At 68.2% G+C, this 20,755-nt stretch carries 22 protein-coding genes; 15 read left to right on the forward strand and 7 right to left on the reverse strand.

The features are described 5' to 3' along the window. Window positions 1–23 precede the first annotated feature (23 nt). On the reverse strand, window positions 24–944 hold the full coding sequence (locus HDA39_RS01295) for a LysR family transcriptional regulator (RefSeq protein WP_184793405.1): 921 nt from the start codon (window positions 942–944) through the stop codon (window positions 24–26). Window positions 945–995: 51 nt separating this feature from the next. Between HDA39_RS01295 and HDA39_RS42050 the strand changes: the two genes are divergently transcribed. Beyond that, a complete protein-coding gene (locus tag HDA39_RS42050) occupies window positions 996–2,198 on the forward strand; it encodes a Gfo/Idh/MocA family protein (protein WP_337925589.1) in 1,203 nt (400 codons plus the stop codon). Next, window positions 2,195–3,124 carry a quinone oxidoreductase family protein gene (locus HDA39_RS01305; RefSeq protein ID WP_184793406.1) on the forward strand — a complete coding sequence of 310 codons (930 nt, stop codon included), beginning with the start codon at window positions 2,195–2,197 and terminating at the stop codon, window positions 3,122–3,124. The genes HDA39_RS42050 and HDA39_RS01305 overlap by 4 nt, the downstream gene beginning before the upstream one ends. Before the next feature lie 89 nt (window positions 3,125–3,213). Here the strand turns inward: HDA39_RS01305 and HDA39_RS01310 are convergent, their stop codons facing one another. From HDA39_RS01310 to HDA39_RS01320, 3 genes are all read right to left on the reverse strand, one after another. Then, window positions 3,214–5,106, reverse strand: coding sequence for an ABC transporter ATP-binding protein (locus HDA39_RS01310; RefSeq protein WP_184793407.1), 1,893 nt, complete (start codon window positions 5,104–5,106; stop codon window positions 3,214–3,216). Beyond that, a complete protein-coding gene (locus tag HDA39_RS01315) occupies window positions 5,103–6,767 on the reverse strand; it encodes an ABC transporter ATP-binding protein (RefSeq protein WP_184793408.1) in 1,665 nt (554 codons plus the stop codon). The genes HDA39_RS01310 and HDA39_RS01315 overlap by 4 nt, the downstream gene beginning before the upstream one ends. A 319-nt stretch (window positions 6,768–7,086) precedes the next feature. Next, window positions 7,087–9,681 carry a hypothetical protein gene (locus tag HDA39_RS01320; protein WP_184793409.1) on the reverse strand — a complete coding sequence of 865 codons (2,595 nt, stop codon included), beginning with the start codon at window positions 9,679–9,681 and terminating at the stop codon, window positions 7,087–7,089. 346 nt (window positions 9,682–10,027) lie between these two features. Here HDA39_RS01320 and HDA39_RS01325 point away from each other — a divergent pair, with 346 nt between their 5' ends. From HDA39_RS01325 to HDA39_RS01350, 6 genes are all read left to right on the forward strand, one after another. Next, entirely contained in the window at window positions 10,028–10,555 is a 528-nt protein-coding gene (locus HDA39_RS01325) for an NUDIX hydrolase (RefSeq protein ID WP_184793410.1), read from the forward strand. A gap of 143 nt (window positions 10,556–10,698) precedes the next feature. Continuing rightward, a complete protein-coding gene (locus tag HDA39_RS01330; protein WP_184793411.1) occupies window positions 10,699–11,115 on the forward strand; it encodes a nuclear transport factor 2 family protein in 417 nt (138 codons plus the stop codon). A gap of 176 nt (window positions 11,116–11,291) precedes the next feature. Further along, window positions 11,292–11,633 (forward strand): hypothetical protein, encoded by a 342-nt coding sequence (locus HDA39_RS01335; RefSeq protein ID WP_184793412.1) that lies wholly within the window; start codon window positions 11,292–11,294, stop codon window positions 11,631–11,633. Window positions 11,634–11,821: 188 nt separating this feature from the next. Then, window positions 11,822–12,361, forward strand: a complete 540-nt coding sequence (locus HDA39_RS01340; protein WP_184793413.1) for a hypothetical protein — start codon at window positions 11,822–11,824, stop codon at window positions 12,359–12,361. Between the two features lie 346 nt (window positions 12,362–12,707). Continuing rightward, window positions 12,708–13,097: a VOC family protein gene (locus tag HDA39_RS01345; RefSeq protein ID WP_184793414.1), complete on the forward strand. Its 390-nt coding sequence runs from the start codon at window positions 12,708–12,710 to the stop codon at window positions 13,095–13,097. A gap of 917 nt (window positions 13,098–14,014) precedes the next feature. Further along, window positions 14,015–15,196 carry a helix-turn-helix transcriptional regulator gene (locus tag HDA39_RS01350; RefSeq protein ID WP_184793415.1) on the forward strand — a complete coding sequence of 394 codons (1,182 nt, stop codon included), beginning with the start codon at window positions 14,015–14,017 and terminating at the stop codon, window positions 15,194–15,196. Here the strand turns inward: HDA39_RS01350 and cutA are convergent. From cutA to HDA39_RS01365, 3 genes are all read right to left on the reverse strand, one after another. Next, the gene (cutA, locus tag HDA39_RS01355) at window positions 15,193–15,516 is read right to left on the reverse strand and encodes a divalent-cation tolerance protein CutA (RefSeq protein ID WP_184793416.1); all 324 of its coding nucleotides are present in this window, start codon (window positions 15,514–15,516) and stop codon (window positions 15,193–15,195) included. The genes HDA39_RS01350 and cutA overlap by 4 nt on opposite strands. A gap of 101 nt (window positions 15,517–15,617) precedes the next feature. Beyond that, entirely contained in the window at window positions 15,618–16,190 is a 573-nt protein-coding gene (locus HDA39_RS01360; RefSeq protein ID WP_238355952.1) for a GNAT family N-acetyltransferase, read from the reverse strand. After that, window positions 16,187–16,981, reverse strand: coding sequence for a GntR family transcriptional regulator (locus HDA39_RS01365; RefSeq protein ID WP_184793417.1), 795 nt, complete (start codon window positions 16,979–16,981; stop codon window positions 16,187–16,189). The genes HDA39_RS01360 and HDA39_RS01365 overlap by 4 nt, the downstream gene beginning before the upstream one ends. Before the next feature lie 130 nt (window positions 16,982–17,111). Here HDA39_RS01365 and HDA39_RS01370 point away from each other — a divergent pair, with 130 nt between their 5' ends. Genes HDA39_RS01370 through HDA39_RS01400 form a run of 7 tightly spaced genes read left to right on the forward strand, consistent with a single transcriptional unit; the run spans window position 17,112 to window position 20,742 of the window. After that, the gene (locus HDA39_RS01370; protein WP_184793418.1) at window positions 17,112–17,558 is read left to right on the forward strand and encodes a plasmid replication, integration and excision activator; all 447 of its coding nucleotides are present in this window, start codon (window positions 17,112–17,114) and stop codon (window positions 17,556–17,558) included. A gap of 23 nt (window positions 17,559–17,581) precedes the next feature. Next, complete coding sequence (locus tag HDA39_RS01375) at window positions 17,582–18,085, forward strand: hypothetical protein (protein ID WP_184793419.1); 504 nt, start codon at window positions 17,582–17,584, stop codon at window positions 18,083–18,085. Beyond that, the gene (locus HDA39_RS01380) at window positions 18,085–18,357 is read left to right on the forward strand and encodes a hypothetical protein (RefSeq protein WP_184793420.1); all 273 of its coding nucleotides are present in this window, start codon (window positions 18,085–18,087) and stop codon (window positions 18,355–18,357) included. Before HDA39_RS01375 ends, HDA39_RS01380 begins: the two co-directional genes overlap by 1 nt. 6 nt (window positions 18,358–18,363) lie before the next feature. Further along, window positions 18,364–18,639, forward strand: coding sequence for a hypothetical protein (locus HDA39_RS01385; RefSeq protein ID WP_184793421.1), 276 nt, complete (start codon window positions 18,364–18,366; stop codon window positions 18,637–18,639). A gap of 2 nt (window positions 18,640–18,641) precedes the next feature. Then, window positions 18,642–20,087, forward strand: coding sequence for an FtsK/SpoIIIE domain-containing protein (locus HDA39_RS01390; RefSeq protein WP_184793422.1), 1,446 nt, complete (start codon window positions 18,642–18,644; stop codon window positions 20,085–20,087). Continuing rightward, entirely contained in the window at window positions 20,084–20,545 is a 462-nt protein-coding gene (locus HDA39_RS01395; RefSeq protein WP_184793423.1) for a WhiB family transcriptional regulator, read from the forward strand. The genes HDA39_RS01390 and HDA39_RS01395 overlap by 4 nt, the downstream gene beginning before the upstream one ends. Then, on the forward strand, window positions 20,545–20,742 hold the full coding sequence (locus HDA39_RS01400; RefSeq protein WP_184793424.1) for a hypothetical protein: 198 nt from the start codon (window positions 20,545–20,547) through the stop codon (window positions 20,740–20,742). The genes HDA39_RS01395 and HDA39_RS01400 overlap by 1 nt, the downstream gene beginning before the upstream one ends. Window positions 20,743–20,755 lie beyond the last annotated feature (13 nt).

Here is a 20,755-nt window from a genome sequence, read left to right on the forward strand (position 1 = left end):
CGAGGTCTGCTGCAGTGCGCAGGTCAGCTGACCGCCTGGGTGAGGTGGGTGAGGACGGTCTGCAGCAGCGGCGACTTCTGGGCGCCTTCGCGGACGGCGGCGAAGAGGTGGCGTTGGGGGTGAGGCGGCCGGGTGGGCCGGACGACGAGGGTGGGTGGGAGGTCGTGCTGGGCCAGGCGAGAGATGAGGGCGACGGCGTGGGAGCGGGCGACGAGCTGGGTGACGGCGTGCCAGTCGTCGACCCGGTGGGTGACGCGGGGAGTGAAGCCGGCGGCGGCGCACGCGGTCGAGGTGATCGCGGCGCAGCAACCGTCCGGCGTACCGGTGATCCAGAGATCGTCATCGAGAGCCCGGAGATCGATGGACGATTCGCCGGCCAGCGGGTGGTCGGCGGGCAGGGCGACGTCGAGGATGTCCGGCCCGAGATCCACCCGGTGATAGCGCGGATCGCGCGTCGCGGGCGAGCCGTCGAAGCTGACAGCCAACGCAAGATCGACGCGCCCCGCGTCCAGCAGATCGAAGAGATCCGGCGGATCGAGCTGACGCAACGACACCTGAAGATCCGGACAGTCGGCGCGCAGGGAAGTCAGCACAGCAGGCAACAGCCCAGCACAAGCCGTCGAGAACGCCCCGATCGTGAGCTCCCCGCGCAGCGTCTCGTCCCAGGTCTCCAGGTCGTGCCGAGCCTGCTCGAGCCGAGCGAACACGGCATCGGCATGGTTGAGCAAAGCAACCCCACGATCCGTGAGCACGATCCGCCGCCCGTCCCGCCGCGTGACCGCGAACCCGACGTCCTGCGCGAGCCCAGCGAGCTGCTGCGACACCGCGGACGGCGTCAGATGCAGCGCGTCGGCGGTCGCCGTCACCGTCCCACGCTCGCGGAACTCCCGCAGCACCCGCAACCGCCGCAGATCGTCGATGAAGTCCGCCCTTAACGGTTTCATTCGCCAAGAGTAGATGGACTGAAAGGTCGAACGCCCGGCAGACTCGATCCCGTGACCACTCCACCAGTACGCCTCGGCATCATCGGCCTCGGCGCGATGGGCGCCCGAGTCCTGCAGATCGCCTCCACCCACCCCGAGTACGACGTGGTCGCCGCCGCCGACCTCAACCCATCCACCGTCAGCCAGTACGCCGAGCACCACCCGTCGATCCGTTTCACCACCACCCCCACCGAGGTGATCGCAGCAGACGTCGACGCCGTCTACATCGCCACCCCACCCGCCACCCACGCGGACCTGACCGAAGCCGCCTTCACCGCCGGCCACGCGGTCTTCTGCGAGAAGCCCCTGTCCATCAGCCTGGCCGACGGCCGGCGCATGCTCGCCGCAGCCACAACCTCAGGCCGCGCAGCCGCGGTCAACTTCGCCCTGTCCGACCGCCGCGCCACGCTGTACCTGGAGGAGGTGCTGCGCTCCGGTCTCGAGCGATCGCTTCCCGGTCGCCTCGCCGCGGGCGCCGGGACCGGTGAGGGCGAGGCTCCGGCGGTTGGTCTCGGGGTCGGGGAGGGCGAGGCCCGGGCGGTTGGTCTCGGGGTCGGGGAGGGCGAGGCCCGAGCGGTTGGTCTCGGGGTCGGGGAGGGCGAGGCCCGAGCGGTTGGTCTCGGGGTCGGGGAGGGCGAGGCCCGGGCGATTGGTGTCGGGACCGGTGAGGGCGAGGCCCCGGCCGTCGGTCTCGGGGTCGGGGAGGTTCGGGCTGTAGAGATCCGGTTGGCGTTTCCGGTCTGGCCTCGGGCGTTTCAGGCGTCGGCTGGGTGGTTGGGGGAGCGGCCTCAGGGTGGGTTCGTCCGGGAGGTGTTCTCGCACTTCGCGTACCTGACCGATCGGCTGATCGGGCCGTTGGTGCCGGTGGACCTTCACCTCGAGCATCGCGGTCCGGGGAGCGAGGTCGCGGCGTTCGGGTTGTACCGGGCGGCTGACGTGCCGGTGCAGGTGAGCGGCGTGGTGGCCGGGCCGACGACGTACGAGTGGATCGTTCGCGGTTCGCAGCGGTCCTACCTGCTGCGCGACTGGCAACACCTGTTTGTTGCTGAGGGCAAGGACTGGGAGTCGGTAGAGCTGCCTGGCGAGCAAGGAGGCGAGGAGACGCGCTTGTCGCTCTTCGCCGAAGCGGTCCGCGGGAATCACCCGGCCAACCTGGCCGACTTCGCGACGGCGTACCGCGTGCAGCGGGCGGTCGAGGCCTGGCACACCGCATGAGAGCCGTCGAGGTCAGCCAGTACGGCGGCCCCGAGGTTCTGCAGGTGGTCGACAAGCCTGCGCCGACACTGCGGGAAGGTCAGGTCCGAGTCGCGGTCAAGGCGATCGGCGTCAACTACCTCGACATCCAGGAGCGCACCGGCGCCTACCCGCGCTCCCTCCCGTACGTCCCCGGCGACGAAGGCAGCGGCACGATCATCGAGGTCGGCCAGGGCGTCGATCGGTTGCCAGGCGAACGCGTCTGCTGGCAAGGCATCACCGGCTCGTACGCCGAGGAACTCGCGATCCCCGCCGACCGGCTGATCGCCGTACCGGACGGCATCTCGGACCACCTCGCCGCCGCCCTCCCGACTCAAGGGCTCACCGCGCACTACCTTGCCACCGACGCGTACCAGGTCGGTCCCGGCGACACCGTGGTGATCCTCGCCGGCGCTGGCGGAGTGGGCCTCCTCCTGACCCAGATCGCCAAGCTGCAGGGCGCCTGCGTGATCACCGCCGTATCGACCCCGGAGAAAGCAGAACTCTCCCGCACAGCCGGCGCCGACCGCGTCATCTCCTACGAGGAGCTCAAGGGCACGGCGGCGTCGGTGATCTACGACAGCGTCGGCGCCAGCACGTTCGAGGACTCGCTGGCGGCTCTCGAGCGGCGCGGGACGCTGGTGCTGTACGGGCAATCGAGCGGACCGGTGCCGGCCTTCGATCTGATGAGATTGCGGCACGGTTCCCTGACAGTGATCCGGCCGACCCTGCGCGACTACGTGGCCGGTGACGAGCTGCAGAGGCGGGCGGCTGATCTGTTCGCCTGGATCGGCCACGGGCAGGTGACACCGCAGCTCGGTGCGGTCTACCCACTCGGAGACGTTGCCCAGGCACAGGCCGACCTGGAGGGACGCCGTACGACCGGCAAGCTCCTCCTCGTGCCCTGAGGACTCGCCGGACGAACAGGGCCCCTCCCGCGAACGGAAGGGGCCCTGCGCAACAACCTCGCGCGGCACCCGTGGGGCCACGCTTTGGATCAGGCCAGGGAGTCCTCCCAGGCTTGGTGCAGCCCTGCGTAGTGCCCGCCGTGGGTGATCAGCGAGTCCGGCGTGCCGTCCTCGATGATGCGGCCGTGCTCGAGCACGAGCACCCGGTCCGCGGTTTCCACCGTGGACAGCCGGTGGGCGATCACGATCGCGGTCCGGTCGGCGAGGATCGTGCGCAGCGCGCGCTGGATCAGCCGCTCGCTGGGGATGTCGAGGCTGGAGGTCGCCTCGTCCAGGATCAGCACCGCCGGGTCGGCGAGGAAGGCCCGGGCGAAGGCGACCAGCTGACGCTGACCCGCCGACAACCGGGAACCCCGCTTCTCCACCGCGGTCTCGTACCCGTTCGGCAGCCGCGCGATGAAGTCGTGCGCGCCGATCACCTTGGCGGCCTCGACGATCTCGTCCATCGTCGCGTCCGGCTTGCCGAACCGGATGTTGTCGGCGACCGTGCCGGTGAACAGGAAGTTCTCCTGCGTCACCATCACCACCCGCTCGCGCAGGTCGTCCTCGGTGAGCCGGCGCAGGTCGGTCCCGTCCAGCAGCACCTGACCACCGGTCGGGTCGTAGAACCGGGCGACCAGCTTGGCGATCGTCGTCTTGCCCGCTCCCGTCGTACCGACCAGGGCAAGGGTCTGCCCGGCCGGGACGTCGAGGTCGAGTCCGGGCAGCACCGCCACGCCGTCGACGTACGAGAACTTCACGTCCCGCAGCTCCAGGTGTCCCCGCGCCTTCCGGCCCGGCTTGACCGGCTCCTTCGGCTCGGGCACGTCGGGAGTCTCGTTGAGTACGCCGGACAGCTTCTCCAGCGCCGCGCTCGCGGACAGGAACGTGTTGTAGAACTGCGAGATGTCCTGCAGCGGCTCGAAGAACTGCCGCAGGTAGAGCAGGAACGCGGTCAGGACACCGACGGTGACGTGCCCGTGGTAGGCCTGCCAGCCGCCGTACGCGAGGATCGCGACGATGGTGATGTTGCCGACGCCCTTGATCGACGGCATGAAGATCGCGTTGATCCGGAACGACTCCAGGTTCGCCTCCCGGTAGCGGTCGTTCACCCCGTGGAAGATCTCCTCGTTGCGCGGTTCGCGGCGGAACGCCTGGACCGCGCGGATCCCGGTCATCGACTCGACGAAGTGCACGATGACCAGCGCGACCGCTTCCCGGCTGCGCCGGTAGACCAGCTGCGACCGGCGCCGGAACCAGGCGGTCAGGAAGAACAGCACCGGGAACGACAGCAGCGCGAGCAGGCCGAGCTTGACGTCCAGCGTGAGCAGCAGGATCGCCGTACCGACCAGGGTCAGCAGTGCCGTCACCAGACCGTCGAACCCGGTCTCGAGCATCTCGTCGATGACGTCCACGTCGGAGGTCAGCCGCGAGATCACCCGGCCCGAGGTGTACCGGTCGTGGAACGACGGGCTGAGCCGCTGGAAGTGGTCGAACACCCGCCGGCGCAGCCCGAGCAGGATGGTCTGGCCGAGCCGGCCGGACCGCATCAGGAACACCTGCCGGGCGAACGCCTGGATCAGCGCCGACGCCAGTACGGCGAAGACGACCGTGAGCAGGGTCTGGTTGCCCTCGCCCGCCAGGATCGGCGGGATGCCCTTGTCGATGCCGAGGTGGACCAGGTACGGCACGGCGAGCCGCGCGGCGTTCTCCACCACGACGATCGCGACCAGGATCCAGATCAGCTTCTTGTACGGCCGGAGCAGCTCGCCGAGCAGCTTGCGGGACTGCTCCTTGAGCCGCACGGTCGTGGCCCGGGACAGCTCGTCGTCCCCCTGCTCGGCGTACCCGCGCCAGGACGCCTCCCGGTCGATGATCTGCTCCGGGCTCCGGTCCTCCTCGGGATCGGGCTGAGGCTGAGGTGTCTGCGTTGTCGTACTCATGCGTGCACCTCCTCTTCCTCCGCCGCGAGCAGCTGCCGGTAGGCCGGAACTGTCGCCAACAGTTCGTGGTGGGTGCCGACGTGGGTGATCGTGCCGTCCTCCAGCAGCGCGACCTGGTCGGCGAGCATCACCGTCGACGCCCGGTGCGCCACCACGATCCCGGTGGTCGCGGAGAGCACGTTGCGCAGCGCCTCCTCGACCAGGGCCTCGGTGTGCACGTCCAGCGCGGACAGCGTGTCGTCGAGCACCAGTACGGCGGGCTTGGCGAGCACCGCGCGGGCCAGTGCCAGTCGTTGCCGCTGGCCACCGGACAGCGACATGCCCTGCTCCCCGACCCGGGTGTCGAGTCCCCAGGGCAGGTCGTTGGCGAAGGTCGCCTGGGCGATCTCCAGGGCCTGCTGGACGTCCGCGTCCGTGGCGTCCGGGCGACCCAGCGTGATGTTCTCCCGGACCGACATCGAGAACAGCGTCGGGTCGTCGAACGCCGACGCGACCGCGCTGCGCAGGGACTTCAGGTCGAGATCCCTGACGTCGTGGCCGTCGATGGTGATCCGGCCGCCGGTCACGTCGTACAGCCGGGGGACCAGCGAGGTGAGCGTGGTCTTGCCCGACCCGGTGGCGCCGACCAGGGCCAGCGTCGTCCCGGGGGTGAGGTCGAGGTTGATGTCGTGCAGGACGTCGTCGGAGTCCGGCGAGAACCGGAAGCTGACGTTCTCGAACCGCAGGTGGCCCTGCGGGTTCTCGAGCTGCTCCGGCCCGGACTCGATCGTCGACCTGGTGTCGAGGATCTCGCTGATCCGGTCCGCCGACGTCATCGCCTCCTGGGCCATCGCCAGGATGGTCCCGAGTGACTCGACCGGCCAGATCAGCGACAGCATCAGCGTGATGAACGCGACCAGCGTGCCCAGCGTGATCGCGTCCCGGCCGACCGCGAGCGCGCCGAGCAGCAGCACGATCACGAGGGTCAGGTTCGGGATCACCTCCAGGAACGTCCAGAACCGCGAGGCTAGGCGAACCTTCTCCACCGAGGTGCCGTAGAGCTTGACCGCGCCGTTGTCGAACTGCGCCTTGACGTGCTCGCGCCGGCCGAAGGCCTTGATCACCCGGAAGCCGAGCGCGGACTCCTCGATGCTGGTGGCCAGGTCGCCCTGCTGGTCCTGCACCCGGCGGGAGATCGCCAGGTACTTCTTCTCGAACTTCAGCGACACCACGATGATCGGTACGGCGGCGACGACGACCACGACGCCGAGCGGCCAGTACAGCCGCAGCAGCAGGATGGTGACGACGATCAGCTGCAGGATGTTGATCACCAGGAACAGCAGGCCGAAGCCCATGAACCGGCGGATCGTCGACAGGTCGACGGTCACCCGGGACAGCAGCTGGCCGCTCTGCCAGCGGTTGTGGAACTCCATCGGCAGCGTCTGCAACCGGACGTACAGGTCGTGCCGCAGGGTCGCCTCGAGGTCGCTGACGGCCCGGGACTGGGCCCAGCGGCGTGCCCAGACCAGCAGGACCTCGCTGATGCTGAGCCCAAGGGCGAGGAAGGCGAGCGGGAACAGCAGGTCGAGCTCGCGGCGGGTGACCGGGCCGTCGATGATGGCCCGGGTGACGAGGGGAACGCTGAGGCTGACGCCGACACCGAGAACGGCCGTGGAGAACATGATCGCCAGGCGGTGCCGGTGGGGTCGGAGGTAGGGCCGTAACCGCCACAGGTTTCGGCTGCGGGCGGGGGCTCGGGTGGTAGGGGCTGCGATCGACGGCGCTTGGGCAGGGTGCTCTGAGGGCATCTGGAGGGGCGCACTTCCCAACATGCTTGGCAGTGAGTGGGGTCTGCGACCGGAAAACGGCGCGATTTTCAGTATCTCTCAGGGGTCAGCGCTTGTCCTCAGAATTCCATTCCCTGGTGATGGAACTGCTGCTACCTGCAATGACCGGGCCCCGCCGCCGCGCGGTGACGGGGCTCACAGCCATTACGGTTCGTTATGGATTGGACCGGAGAAATGCGATCCCGTCGACGGCCGCCGGGGCGGTCGAGGTCGAGACGACCCGTACTTCGCCGGTCCGGTACGCCGTCACCGGCAGGTAGGTCACCTTCCGGCCCTGGGTGGTCGCGGCGAGCGAGACCGAGGCGACCTTGACCCCCGCGTGGAAGACGTCGACCGAGCCCTGGCCGGGTCCGTTGAGCGTGACCAGGGCGATTCGGACACTCGATTCGCCGGTCTTGGTCAACGCCGCGCCCTTGGCGTTCAGAGTCGACGTGGTGCCGAGGAACGCCAGCGCGCTGCTGCCACGGGTGACCGAGCCGGCCGAGGTCAGCGCCCGGTCGTCCTGTGGATACACCGAGCAGGTCTGCGGCGACCAGCCCGACTTGTTCCCGATGACGTCCCGGGCCCGGACCTGGAAGCAGCGATCGGAGCCGGCGTTCGCACCCCAGGCGACCGAGGTGCTCTGCAGGGTCGTCCAGGCCGCCGGGTAGACCCAGGCGCCTAGCGGCTGACCGGGTGCGGCACCGCGGTAGGCGACGTCGTACGCGACGGGATCGAGGTTGTCGGTGAAGGAATACCTGTACGTCTGCGCCGGCGTGAGGATCACCCGATCGCCGGGCCGGCTGCTCACGTGTGTCGGGGCGGTGCCGTCGGTCTCGCTGCAGTACGACGCGCTCCAGGCGCTCAGGTTGAGGGCCTTGTCCCGGGAGCGGACCTGCCAGCAGGTGTCGATACCCGGGTTCGCGGTCAGGCTGACCGCGGTGAGCTTGATGCCTTGCCAGCCGGCGATCTCCCGCCAGGCGCCGTACGGCGAGGTCGGGTTCGGGCGCTGCTGGATCCGGACGTCGTAGCTCTCGACGCCGGTCGCCGGTTCGTGCGGGTCGTCGGCGGGGTCGGTGAACGCCCAGCGGAAGGTCGACGTGGTGAAGTCGCGGATCCGGTCGCCGGCGCTGGCCGTCGTCAGGACCGGGGGAGTCTGGTCGGTGCGCTGCTGCGGGTCGGGCTCGAGCCAGCTCAGCGTGATCACCCGCGGCCGGGCGGCCGGGTCGGCGTACGCGATCTTGGGCAGCCCGCTGCCGTCGGCGCGGAACGTTGCCTGCTGCAACCGTCCGAGGACCGGGCCGTAGCGGCGCTGGCCGAGGGCGGCGTCGTTCAGGTCGGTGACGAGGAGTTCCTTGGTGGCGACACCGTTCATGTCCTCGCCGGTGGCGAGCTGGGCGACGAAGCCGTTGCCGAGCTGGGCGTCCGCCGGGACCGTGAGGTTGCGCGGCGGCTCCGGACCGGTGACGTCGATGACCTGGTTGCCGCCGGCACAGCCGGTGAGCAAGGCCCAGCGGCCGTTGACGGCGTTCGGGCCGATCGTGCAGCCGCTGGCGACGGTGATGGTCTTGGACGCGCCGGCGGCGAGGTCCTGGCCTTGCAGGACGCCCGGCTCGGTGACCTTCCAGGCCGTGCTGCCCGCGAGGGCGAACGGCGCCGCGAGATCGAGGCGCTTGGCCTTGGTGGCGACGTCGTAGATCTCGCCGTTGTGCGCGACGAGCTTGCCGCCCTTGCCGAGTACGACGTCGTCGTCGGCGGGGAAGGTCAGGTCGCCGACCCGGGCCGTCGTGGCATCGAAGGACAGCAGGGTCGTTCCTTCGAGCTGGAAGGGCTTGCCGGTGTTGCTGCCGCCGGTCGCCGTCCAGGACGTGCCGTTGGTGCTCGTCTCGTACAGGGTGTGGGCGGGCTGCTGGTCCGAGGTGACCAGACGGGCGCCCGACAGACCGACGTACTGGACCTGCGCGTTGAAGGCCGGTGTCGCTTTGACGGTCTGGAGGACGCCATCGGTACCGACCGACGCGATCTTGCTCTGGGCACTGACCAGCAACCGGCCGGTGGTGAGGTCAGCCGCGTCGTGGACGCCGGTGACGAACGGTCTGGTGACGGTGCTGGTCCCGCTGACCTTGATGAGTTCGTTGCCCAGGCGAACCGCGATGTCGTCGCCGAGCGGGAGGATCGGTTCGCCGTACGGGACCTGGATCGTGCCGGTGGTCGCTGTGGTGCGTTGCTTCCAGGCGAGTGAGCGGGTCGTCTCGGTGGCGCCGGTCTGCCAGATCACGCGGTTCGGGGTCAGCGCTGCCCAGGCTGGATTGGCGGCGAGCGTAGTGACTGCGGTCGCCCCACCTGTCGCGAGGTCGACGATCGCGATCCGGCCGGACATCCCGAGCAGGAGCGACGAGTCGTTGCTGTCCAGAATGGTGGGATCACCGGCGGCATCGGTGACCGTCTTCTCCGTGTTGTTCAGGGCTCTGAGCGAGATCGTCGATCCACGGCGGAGCAACAGGCCGCCCGGATAGATCCCCTCGTACACGGCATCAGCGGGCACGCTGACCTGGCTGCTCGCGTCGGTCACGAGATCCCGGAAGGTGACCACGCCGGAGCCCACCTGGACGGCGTACTTGCCCAGCAGCACGGGCGCCTGATCCGGTTGCTCCGGTGACCTGTCGACCGTCCGCGCGGTCGCGCCGTTGGCCGTGCTCTGGATCTCCCACGGTTCCGGAGCGAGATCGTTGGGCTGCGCGTACGACGTCACGTAGTACTGACTTGTCACCGCACGGAGCCTGTACGGCGGGTCGCTCAACGCGCGGTTGCCGACGGCCTGGCCCTCGCCGAGATGTGGCGGTGGCTCCGCGGCCATCACCTGCCCTGCACCCAGCGGCAAAAGAATCATCGCGACCCCAGCCGCGACCAGTCGATGCTTTCTCACTCCAGGCCCCCTCACGAAGTTCGGCACGTTAATCGCTTTCTGCTGACAACGGAAGGATGCCGTGGTGAGCGGTACGTGATCTGGCGCCTGGATGACCTCGTCGCCCGCAACCTCGAGGTCTAGGCCGGTGTCGACGGAGGACCTCCGCCTCGCCGGTACTATCACCACCTGATCAAAGGCGGACCCCACGATGCCCGACAAGCTTCTGTCGTCCGGGACGCTGCCTGACCTGGGTCTGCCTCATCGCAGTGACCTCTTCGCGTCGCGTGAGCTGCCGGCGTACGAGCTGATCAGTACGGCGTTCGTCCTGCTCTTCGACAGCTCGTCGCGCCTGCTTCTCCGGTACGCCGATCTGCCGGCTCGTGGCGGGTGGGACCTCCCCGGCGGTCACGTCGAACCCGGCGAAACCCCACCCGAAGCCGCCGTCCGTGAACTCCGCGAGGAAACCGGCTGGCCGCTCGAGGAGTCCGCCCTCACCGTCCTCGGCTGGAACCGCATCCAGCTGGAAGGCCCCAAGCCCGACGGCTTCCGTTACCCGCACCCGACCGGCTACCTCGCCTACTTCACCACCCACCTCGCAGAACCCGGCCGCCCAACCGTTCCCGCCCCCGACTCCGAATGCTCATCAGCCGCCTGGCTGACCCCCGTCGAAGCCCGCGCCCACTGCCCCAACCGCCGCTGGCTCCCACTGCTGGACGCCGTACAAGGTCCGGCATGAGCCTGTGCGCAGCCCAAGCAGTGGCCCTCTTCTCCGAGGTCACACGCACCGGCTGCCTCTGGCCGGTCCACGAGCCATCGGCGTGCTTGGCGTTACCTGTGAAGTAATCGACGCGCCGCGCGTGGTCGGGCAGATTGCATGCCATGACGAAATCGATCGACGAAGCCACCCGCGCCACCGTCCAGAAGTTCCTCGAGCTGAGGCTCGCCGGTGACACCGAGGGGCTCGTTGCGCTCTTCGCCGAGAAGGTCGACTGGCTGCTCGCTGAGAACCCCGCCGTCCCGTGGATCAGGCCCCGCTCCACCGCGGCCGACTGTGCCGCTCAGTTCACCGAACTGACCGAGCACACCGTGCCCGAGGACAACCGCGCGTCCGTCGACGTCTTCCTCGTCGACGGCGCCGACGCCGTCATCACAGGGCACGTCTCAGGGACCGTCCGCGCGACGGGCAAGTCGTTCGCCGGTCCCTTTGCCCTCCGTCTCTCGGTCGAGAACGGCCGCATCACCCGCCACCACCTGTACGAGAACAGCCTCTCGATCGCCGAAGCCTGCACACCCTGAGCCCTGCCGCGGAGCCGGTCGCGCCCGCACCAAGTCCAATCGCCCCAGCGCGAACCCGAGCGGCCCCGGGTCAAGCCCGATCGCCCCAGCGAACTCCGACCGCCCCCCGGGCAAAGCCCGATCGCCCCCAGCACGAACCCCGACCGCCCAAACCCCTCGGGTGCCACGATGGCTCCATGGACCCGAGGCCGCTGACACCCCGTGAGCGCGAAGTACTGGCAGCGCTCCTGTCAGCCGACCTCCCCGGCGCTGCCGACCTCCGCCGCCAGGCCGCCGAGGTCCTCGTCGTCGGCGAGTGCGGCTGCGGTTGCCCGTCCGTCGACTTCACCGCCGGCGGCGGCCTCGGGATGACGGTCCGGGTGAACGCCGCCGTCACCGACTCGTACGACGGACTGTTCCTCTACACCTTCGAGTCCGCCGACCAGGAGCTCCTCGGCGGCATCGAATGGCTCAGCGGATCCGAAACCGACCCGGCCGAACTCCCACACCCCTCCACCCTCACCATCGAACCCGCCTGACCGGCGTACGGCGAGCGACCGGTCGCCACCCCGCAGGCCGCCTAGCGTGAGCGTGAACCGGTTGCCGTTGAGTGACTCCACTCGCCTCGGCCGCCAATCACTCGCTGCCCCGAGCTTCAAAGTTGCCACCGCGGTGACACGTGAGGATGCCCGGTTGCCCCAAGCTGGGGGCGGGCTAGCTTCTCAGGATGACAAACGAAGGTCGACCGTCTGAGGTCCTGCCAGGCTCCAACGCCGCGTGGGAGTCGTCGGCGCTTCCTCGCGCCATCCTGCAACTGGTGGACACGCCACGTTCGTTGAATGATCTCTCCGAAGACCTCGGCGTGACCGACGCGCGGGTCCTCTGGTACCTGGTCAAGCTCAGTGACACGGGTCGGGTTGCCGAGGACTCAGGTCTTTGGTGCCGAACGGCTGCAGGTGCTGAGCTTCTTGAAAATCCGGCCGCACAGGTCGGCGATGACTGCACGATCATTCCTGGCCAAGCGGTCTTCGACTATGTTCAGGCGTACGCCGACGCCGCTGCCGGCATGTTCGGGCCGGTGGTCGTCCAGGCGTTGGGTGAGCACGCGGGCCGAGTACCGTACACGCGCGTCGTCGAGTTCAACGAACGTCTGCTCAGCCTCATCGGCGAATACTTCGCACCCAGCCGGGTCGACCCAACGGCCAGCCCGAAGTACGCCTTCCACTGGGTCCTCACGCCGGTGGATCTGCATCCGTTGGATGACTGATCCGCAGCAGCCTGCGGGTATTCCGGCCCTCGCGCCCTCGCTCAGACCTTGGTGTGGACGATCACGGGTCGGGTCACAAGGCTTGATCGCTCGTCGCCCGAACCGGGCTGGACAAGATGAAAGGCCCCTAGCCTCAGAATCTCTGTGGCCGGGGCCTCTCACGTTCGGAGCGGGTGACGAGAATCGAACTCGCGTAGTCAGTTTGGAAGACCGGTCGAAAGCACGCTCACGTGCTGGCCCGGAGCCTGAATTGCTGCCCGCCAAGTGACCCCATCTGCCCCCGGCTGACCCCTCCTAATCGCTCGATAATCGCTCGCGACCTGGTCTGCTGCCACACTGGCCGGTCATGGAGATCAAACATCGGATGATCGTCTTCGACGCTGCGGACATCGATGCGGAGAGTGCATTCTGGGCCGCGTTCCTGGAGGGCAAGGTCGAGAACTGGGGCGACGCTTGGCGCGCGGTCTGGGTCGACGGCGGGTGGGCGCTTGGTGTCCAGCTAGCCCCTAACCATGTCCCCCCGGATTGGCCCGATGGGACTCCTGAGCAGCAGATTCACCTGGACCTGTACTTCGAGGGTGTCGAGGCCCACGATGCTGCACATGAGCGCGTGATCCTGCTGGGCGCTCGACTGCTAAGAGCTGCCGAGGACCGCACGGCCGCTCGCGGTGTCCAGGTCTATGCCGATCCGGCTGGCCACCCCTTCTGTCTGTGCTGGGTACCTGTACCGAGCTGATGACCACCACACCTGCCCCGTCCCCCTGATAGCTGCAAACCCAGGTCAGCGCGGCGCGGGTCAAGTGTCGAGCTTGCTCGATCCCGTAGGGACGCGAAGCGCTCTTGACGTGGGTCGTGATGGCCGGACAATCGAGCGGCCAGGGGGACGGGGCTAACCAGCGGTCAGACGCCTATGCAAGGGTTCTGGCCGCTTCCTCGTGCATCGGGTGGTTTCGGTTCTGGCCGGGTCGGGTCCGGGGCGGCGGGGTTCGGCCGGCAGGTCGCATGGGCCCGCCGCCCCGGGGCCGTGCCCGGGCGGGCGCGCCGAAGGCGCGCCCTTGATCCATAAGAGGTCAAATCGGCAGAGAGCGGCCGGGCGTCGTCGTGCTCCGTACGTGGCTCACCCCTCGCGCCAGGGGTAGCGACGAGGGGTGAGTGCTAGATCGGCTCCCGATCGATCAGGGTTCAGCCGGGAGCCGATCTCTACCCGGTCGCCTGCGCGTGCAAGGGGACTGGCTCCGGGATTGGAGGGCGGGACGGGCGTGGAGGCGCATCATCGGCACGCACGCCCCGCCGGTCTAGGGGGTTGTCCAGGTGCGGGTGCAGGCCCAGCATCGGTGGAGATCGCCGGCCCCTTTCCCGCTGGGCGGATGGGTCACCCTCCGGCAGATGTGCTGGTCGTGAGCGGTGTGGATGATGTCGTCAGCGCCCATCGGTTCGGACAGGTTGCACTCGTTTCGTCCTTCCGGCGGCGAGGACAAGATCCCTCGGCCGGCGGTGGCGGTGGTCGTCACCGGCCGAACCAATCCACGCCGTGTCGCGGAGCCTGTGCTTCTGTCATCTGCCGTCGCCTCCCCGCTGGTACCTTCGTACTGTCGGCTTGACTCGCCGTACACCTCAGGTAACCGGATGCGACCGGGGCAGAGTGAGGCAGAAATGGGGCATCGGGTGGCGCATCTACGCCGCGAGCTCTTGGCTGACCGCCGCAAGGCCGTTGGCCTGAGTCAGGGTGACCTCGCCACGAAGTTGGACATCGAACGGTCTACGGTGGTCCGGTGGGAAGCGGGCAGGACGGCCCCACAGCCGTGGATTCGACCGCGTCTCGCAGACACCCTTCAGGTCTCCGAAGAACAGCTCGAAGACCTGCTCCGCCCGGAGGTTGAAGGAGACGATGCTGACGTGAACCGCCGCGCGTTCGCAGGTCTGGCCACTGCTCTCGCATTGGCACCACTGACTCGCGCCCGCGTAGGCAGCCTGATTGGCACGTCACACGTGCGGCAGCTCCAAGCGCGCACCGCCCGCCTGCGACGCCTGGACGATCACCTCGGTGGCATGGACACGTACACCGTCTACACGTCCGAGATGGCTGCTACGGAACGGCTGATCAAGACCGCGAGCTACAGCGGCGATACTGCCCGCGCCCTGACGGGTGTGCTGGCTGAGCAAGCGCAGATGGCGGGGTGGGCGGCCTTCGACGCTGGGAGGTTCACGGACTCACGCCGGCACTACCGCCGTGCGCTGTACGCCGGACGAGAGTCCGGTGATCCGGGATTGGAAGGAAACTCACTCGCCTTCATCGCCTACGAGAAGGCGGACAGCGCGACAGCGGCCGAGTCAACGCGCGTCGCCGGTACTCGTACGACGCCCCGCGTTCGGGCGCTGCTGCACGAACGTCTTGCGTGGGCACACGCCGTGGCCGGCCACCCCTCGGAATCTCAACGCGCGCTGGATGCAGCCGTTGCCGCCGTCAACGAAACGTCGAGTGCTCCGGAACCGGACTTCGTGTTCTGGGTTGACCCGCTTGAGATCGACATCATGACGGGCCGTTGCTTGGCTGAGCTTCGCCGCTCTCGGGCGGTCAGTGTGCTGGAAGACGCCCTGAACCGGTACGACGACACCCACTCGCGGGACAAGGCGCTGTACTTGACCTGGCTCGCCCAAGCTCACCTAGACGCCGACGAGCCCGAGCGAGCCGCAGCGGTGACGGAGCACGCCCTTGATCTCGCAGCCGGCGTCGGCTCGGTTCGACCAGGTGGCCGCCTACGTGGCGTACTTCAACAGCTGTCCCGGTACGGCGGTCGTGAGGTCGCGGCAGTCCTAGACCGCGCCCGCAGCTAGGCCTTGCTGGTGGACTTGTCGAGCCACTCGAGGTACCGGGCCGAGCCCGCGACGATCGGAACGGCCCCAAGCTCTGGGCTCTCCCAGGGATGCACGCTCAGCAAATGAGCTTCCAGCTCGGGGTAGCGGGCTTCTGTGGTCTTGAGGAGGACCTGCCACTCCTCGCCCTCGCCGTACTCACCCGCATGCCAGAAGACGGAGATGACCGGACCCACAACCTGAGCACCGGCGGCAAGTCCAGCTTCGACAGATGACGCGGCCAGCCGAACAGCGTCCTCTCGGGTGGGCGTCGCGGTCGAGACCTGAAGGTAGGCAGCCATGGGCTGAGTCTAGGTGTGAGCCCCGACGGCGCGCCGCGCCCTCCCGTCCTGGTGGAGCTGGACGAGAGGCTGCGGTGAGATCTGGTTAGTCGGTGCGCCAGTCAGTTGGGCGAGGAGGTCGGGAGGTTCTGCGGCTGTTCGGCGAGCTTGTCGGCGTCGGCCTGCTCACGCCAATCCGTCGCCGCGCGCTGGAACAAGGCTCCGGACGGGTAGTCCAGTTCTAGCGTTCGGACGTGCTTGAAGCCTCGCTGCTCGTAGTACCGGTGAAGGCCGACGTTGTCTGTCCAGACGTCGATTCGCACCCAGTGGTTGCCGAGCTGCCCCGCACGTCGGCAAGCCCATTCGACGATGTCGTCACCCAGGCCGGCGAACTTCCGGCGGACGATCAGGCGGTGTAGGTAAAGAGCTGGTTCGGCCTGCTCACTCTCGGTCCAGAGCTGCGGATCGGAAAACGAGTCCAGAGCAACGGTCGCGGCTGTATCGCCGTCGTCGGTCCGGATCATCCACGTCTCGCCCGCCCGAATGCTCGACAGGATGCGCTCGGCCTGGGCCTCCGGGTTGGGCCACGCAACGGCCCATTGGTTGATCCCCTTCTTGGCCAGCCAGTCGCTCGCCTCCTGCCGCATGGCGACGATGACGGGGAGGTCGCCAATCGTGGCCTGCTCAACCATCATTTCGAGGCCCCATTCTCGGCCGGCACGTACGCCTGAAGGTCACCGATCTCGTAGACCACGCGGTTCCGGTCGCCGGCAAAGATCGTCAGGGTGAGCCGGAGCGGTCGGGCGTCGCTGTACGTCGTCCGGACGTAGACCAGCACCGGAGTACCGGAGCCCAACCCCCCAAGTTTTCGCGCCTCGTCAGGTGTCGGCATTCGGGTCGTGAGCTCGTCGACGTAGCCGATCTCCTCGTGGCCCTTCTTCGCCATTGCTCGAATCACGCCGCCGGGTACGTCGTGCGGTGTGAGAAGGCCGCAAGCCTGCGCGATGTCCATGGGGTAGTAGCTGTCCTGGAGGCTGAACGGCTCTCCATCGGCGTAGCGGCTGATGGCACGCGAGACGAGCGAATCGCCTTCTTCGACGCCGAGGCGGGCGGCGAGATGGGGGCTGGCGGACTTGATCCGCATCTCGAAGTCGCGGTACTCGCCTGTGCGCCCCTGGGCCTTCATCTCGGCGTAGAAGGCGTCGGTCTGATCGCTGGCGTTCCGGTCGCGACTCTCGGCCCACGCAGCGTGGTAGGTGAGCATGATCTGTTCGCGCACGATCGTGCCCTTGCCCTGAACGCTGCTGATCATGCCTTCGTTCTGGAGCATCGCGAGGGCGAGCCGGACGGTGTTGCGGGACACGTCGTACTGGTCTCGCAGTTCGACCTCGGTCGGGAGCCGGTCGCCGGCCTTGATCGTGCCGGTGCGGATCTGTTCGCGTAGCTCGCTCGCGATGCGCTGGTAGAGGGGGTCCGACTGCGCCATGGGGCTTCCTTCCGAGTTGTCCCAACAAATGGTGCCATTCCTCTTGACCTCACGCGAATGGGTGCCTATGGTTGGGGATGTACCAAAGGTTGGTACGAATCTAAGAGTAGCTGAGGAGCCACTCATGGGTATGCCGAGACGAGTGATCGTGACGTTCGGGATGGCCTTCCCGTTCGGGTTGTTCGCTGTGGGGCCGGTTGAGCCGGAGCTGGACTTCGATCGGTCGACTAAGGATCGGCCAGTGCAGGCGCGGGACAAGGAGACTGACCAGTTGGTGTGGAAGGTCGAGGTGATGGACGCGGACCCGGACGTCAAGAAGGCTGACCGGTCGATCACGATCAAGCTGCTGGCCGCAGTGCAGCCGGTGCTTCCGCCGCCGTTGCCGGGTCTGCCGTTCACGCCGATCGAGCTGGAGAACCTGTCGGCTGCGCCGTGGGTGGACACCCGGCAGTGCGCTGCGCCGGAGCAGGGTCGGGGGCATCGTTGCCGGGCGCGTCAGGGCTGGTCGTTCCGGGCGAGCGGGGTCAAGGCTCCGAAGAACATGCCGGGTTCGGCTGCGGCTGAGAAGGCGGCGTGATCGTGGCCGCCGGGGTGGTGCCGATGACGACGGTGAATGCGCACGTCGACCGGGGCACGGGCATGGAGCACACGCTGTACGGCGCTGAGGCTGGCTCGGGGCGGGCGTGGGTTGTGGTGACGGCCGGGGATTACCGGGGTGGGACGTTCCTGTTCTTCCACGACCTGGACGTTCTGACGGCGTACGGCGAGCTGATCGAGCGGGCTCGGCGGGACCTGGCCGGGGCGCTGGGTCTGTTGCCTTCGGGGGAGCCGTGCCTGTACGTGGACTTGTTCGGTTCGCTGGAGTGGAGCGACCACGACCATGCTGTGTGCCTGGACAAGCTGGTGGAAGAGCCGGTGCGGCCTGCGATGGTCGAGGTTCCGGCAGGTACGGCGTGGGAGCGTCACGACGATCCGACGGTCGAGGACAACCCGCTCGATGCCGATGACGACTACTGGACAGACGAGGACTACAGCGACAGCGACGACGACGCGGACGACTCATGGTCGAGCAACCGGCTGCTCCGCGCTGAAGGCTTGGCCTGATGGCGACATTGTTCGCGACCCGGCGGGACCTGGACGCCTGGGCCAACGCGCTGGGAGTGGCCAACGACGCTGACGCATCGGGCGAGCTGCACAAGCTCCTTGGCCGGTTGCTGGACGGGCAGGACCGGGTTCGGGCGGCGGCACGGTCGTTGTCGAAGGCCCCTAACGAGGATGTCCGCCGGTCGCTGGCTACGGCGCTGGGGCGGCTGGATCTGGCGGTGTTCGTGGTCGATGAGGCGCTGCGTGGTTTCGCGGTGCACGAGAGGGGATGACGGGCGATGGCGATTGCTGGTAGGCGGCGGGTGCTGGATCAGTGGGCCCGCGCGCTGGACGTGACGAACGACCTGGACGCGATGCACAAGCTCCGGCGGCTGATGAACGACCTGGACGACGCCCGGTCGCAGTTGCAGAAGACGACGAAGGTCCTCGCGGCGGTACCTGACCCGGACGCGAACGCCGGCGCTACGGGTGCGATGACCGCGCTGGACCAGGCGTCGGCGGCACTGCTGGTGATTGAGCGTCGGTTCAACAAACACGAGCGGGGAGGACGGTAGTCATGGGTAGCAAGGTCAAGTTCGGTAAGAAGGCAACGGGGGACTTCCCCGGCGGGCGGATGGCGGCGTCGCTGCTGCGGCATCCGGGCGTGATGGGTCCGTTGCTGGGTGTTCCGGCGTTGGTGGTGTTCGGGCAGCGTGAGGGCTGGATGCTGCCGCTGGTCGTGGCCGGCGCGCTGGCAGTGGTGCTGGTGGCGTGGGGTCTGAAGTCGCCGGCCTCGCTGCGGAACGTGGTGGGGTATCGGGTGAAGGGCTGGTCCCGGCGCTGGTTTCGGTACGCGCCGCGCTGGTGGTTCTGGATGGGTCGGCTCGGTCTGTCGGTGACTGATGAGATGACCGGCTGGATTCTGCGGCCGCGCATTCTCAAGGTCCGCTCGACCGGGTGTATCGACTCGCTGTTGCTGGATCTGCCGCTCGGGGTCCGGGCGGATCAGGTGGTCGAGGCGATCGAGGACCTTCGCCACGCTGCCAAGGCACGGCGGGTGTCGGTGCGCGAGACCGAACCGGGCCGGGTGTGGGTGGACTTCTACACCGCCGACCCGCTGCGCAAGACGGTCGCGCTGTTCCCGCACCCGACACGGCTGCGGGTGCAGGACCTGGACAACCTGATCCTCGGCTACTGCGAGGACGGCACGCCATGGCGGGTCAAGGTCGTCGGCCGGCACATCTTCGTGTGTGGCGTGACCGGCGCGGGCAAGTCATCGATCTTGTGGGCGCTGCTGTGGGCGCTGGCCCCGTACATCCATGCCGGGCTGGTCGTTGTGCACGGCATCGATCCCAAGGGCGGGATGGAACTGGAGTGGGGCAAGGAACTGTTCGAGCGGTACGAGTGCGACGACTACGACGCGATGGCCGAGCTGCTCGAAGCCGACGCGGACTACCTGGACGACCGGACCAAGCTGCTCCGGGGCAAGGCGCGCACGTTCACCGCGAGCCGGGAGACCCCGTTCGTGTTGATCGTGATCGATGAGCTGATGCAGCTCACGGTCCTGCTGCCCGGCACGGAAGGCCGGCGGATCAGCGCACGGATCGATGTGGCGCTCGGTCGGCTGCTGGGCAAGGGCCGCGCCCCGGGCTACTCGGTGTTCGCCACCTCGCTGCTGGTCACCAAAGACGTCGTCACCTGGCGCGAGCTGTTCCCGACCAAGATCGCCATGCGGCTCGACAACGAAGCCCAGGTGGAGATGTCGCTCGGTGAGGGTGCCCGGGACCGGGGCGCGGAATGCGACCGGATCCCCGAGTCGATGCCCGGCGTGGCGTACGTCCTCCAGGAAGGCAGGAAAGAACCCGTCCGGGTCCGCGCGTCCTACGTCGACGACGACCAGATCCGCCACATGGCCACCACCTTCGGAACCCACACGGCGATCCACGCCGACGCCGTCACTGTCCCGTTGATCAACCCCAACACCGTCACCGGCGACCTGGTCGAGGAAGGCGAAGCGGCATGACGCTCACCAGCATCCCCACCAGTCGCAAGGCCCAGGTCCGGCCGCAGGTCGCCGGTCAGATGGAACTTCCCATCACCCCGATCCTGCCGCTGCCGATGCGGGTCTTCGTCAACGGCTGGATCCGGCGAGACTGGCGCGACCGGGCCGCCTGCCGCGACACCGCCGCTCCCGGCTTCCACAGCGAAAACTCGGCCGAACAGGTCGCCGCTGCCGATCAGACCTGCAACACCTGCCCCGTCCGGCGGTCCTGCCTGGCTACCGCGCTCCTGCACGACGAGGAAGGCGTCTGGGGCGCGACCACCGAAGCTGAACGGGCAACGATCACGGCCAAGCTCGCGCCGCTGTCGGTGTACTGGATGACCCGATCCCAGTCAGCCCTACCGGCAGTCTGCCGGACCGACTGGACCCCCGGCGAGCCCAAGACCCTGATGCGCCGGCACTGGCAGGACGCGGCGTGATGACGGTTCAGATGCGGCTGTCCGGCGACCCCGAGGAGATCGAGGTCATGGTGAAGGTCCTTGCCGTGGTGTTCCAGCTCGATGGGACCGGACGCCTCTACACCAACCGCGGAGCCGAGGGCGTCCGCTGCTACCTCACCGCCAGCATCCCCAACAGCAACCCGACCGACCCGTCCGGGCCGGATCAACACCGGTAAGGAGGTGGTCCAG

This window comes from Kribbella italica (assembly GCF_014205135.1).
GTDB classification, from domain to species: Bacteria; Actinomycetota; Actinomycetes; order Propionibacteriales; family Kribbellaceae; genus Kribbella; species Kribbella italica.

Coding starts and splice junctions, on each gene's coding strand:
- HDA39_RS01325 (WP_184793410.1), top strand. CDS start 10,028: ATGCCCGACAAGCTTCTGTCGTCCGGGACGCTGCCTGACCTGGGTCTG.
- cutA (WP_184793416.1), bottom strand. CDS start 15,516: ATGGCTGCCTACCTTCAGGTCTCGACCGCGACGCCCACCCGAGAGGAC.
- HDA39_RS01395 (WP_184793423.1), top strand. CDS start 20,084: ATGACGCTCACCAGCATCCCCACCAGTCGCAAGGCCCAGGTCCGGCCG.
- HDA39_RS01335 (WP_184793412.1), top strand. CDS start 11,292: ATGGACCCGAGGCCGCTGACACCCCGTGAGCGCGAAGTACTGGCAGCG.
- HDA39_RS01350 (WP_184793415.1), top strand. CDS start 14,015: ATGGGGCATCGGGTGGCGCATCTACGCCGCGAGCTCTTGGCTGACCGC.
- HDA39_RS01345 (WP_184793414.1), top strand. CDS start 12,708: ATGGAGATCAAACATCGGATGATCGTCTTCGACGCTGCGGACATCGAT.
- HDA39_RS01340 (WP_184793413.1), top strand. CDS start 11,822: ATGACAAACGAAGGTCGACCGTCTGAGGTCCTGCCAGGCTCCAACGCC.
- HDA39_RS01390 (WP_184793422.1), top strand. CDS start 18,642: ATGGGTAGCAAGGTCAAGTTCGGTAAGAAGGCAACGGGGGACTTCCCC.
- HDA39_RS01360 (WP_238355952.1), bottom strand. CDS start 16,190: ATGATGGTTGAGCAGGCCACGATTGGCGACCTCCCCGTCATCGTCGCC.
- HDA39_RS01375 (WP_184793419.1), top strand. CDS start 17,582: ATGACGACGGTGAATGCGCACGTCGACCGGGGCACGGGCATGGAGCAC.
- HDA39_RS01380 (WP_184793420.1), top strand. CDS start 18,085: ATGGCGACATTGTTCGCGACCCGGCGGGACCTGGACGCCTGGGCCAAC.
- HDA39_RS01365 (WP_184793417.1), bottom strand. CDS start 16,981: ATGGCGCAGTCGGACCCCCTCTACCAGCGCATCGCGAGCGAGCTACGC.
- HDA39_RS01310 (WP_184793407.1), bottom strand. CDS start 5,106: ATGAGTACGACAACGCAGACACCTCAGCCTCAGCCCGATCCCGAGGAG.
- HDA39_RS01370 (WP_184793418.1), top strand. CDS start 17,112: ATGCCGAGACGAGTGATCGTGACGTTCGGGATGGCCTTCCCGTTCGGG.
- HDA39_RS01295 (WP_184793405.1), bottom strand. CDS start 944: ATGAAACCGTTAAGGGCGGACTTCATCGACGATCTGCGGCGGTTGCGG.
- HDA39_RS01305 (WP_184793406.1), top strand. CDS start 2,195: ATGAGAGCCGTCGAGGTCAGCCAGTACGGCGGCCCCGAGGTTCTGCAG.
- HDA39_RS01400 (WP_184793424.1), top strand. CDS start 20,545: ATGACGGTTCAGATGCGGCTGTCCGGCGACCCCGAGGAGATCGAGGTC.
- HDA39_RS01330 (WP_184793411.1), top strand. CDS start 10,699: ATGACGAAATCGATCGACGAAGCCACCCGCGCCACCGTCCAGAAGTTC.
- HDA39_RS01315 (WP_184793408.1), bottom strand. CDS start 6,767: ATGTTCTCCACGGCCGTTCTCGGTGTCGGCGTCAGCCTCAGCGTTCCC.
- HDA39_RS01385 (WP_184793421.1), top strand. CDS start 18,364: ATGGCGATTGCTGGTAGGCGGCGGGTGCTGGATCAGTGGGCCCGCGCG.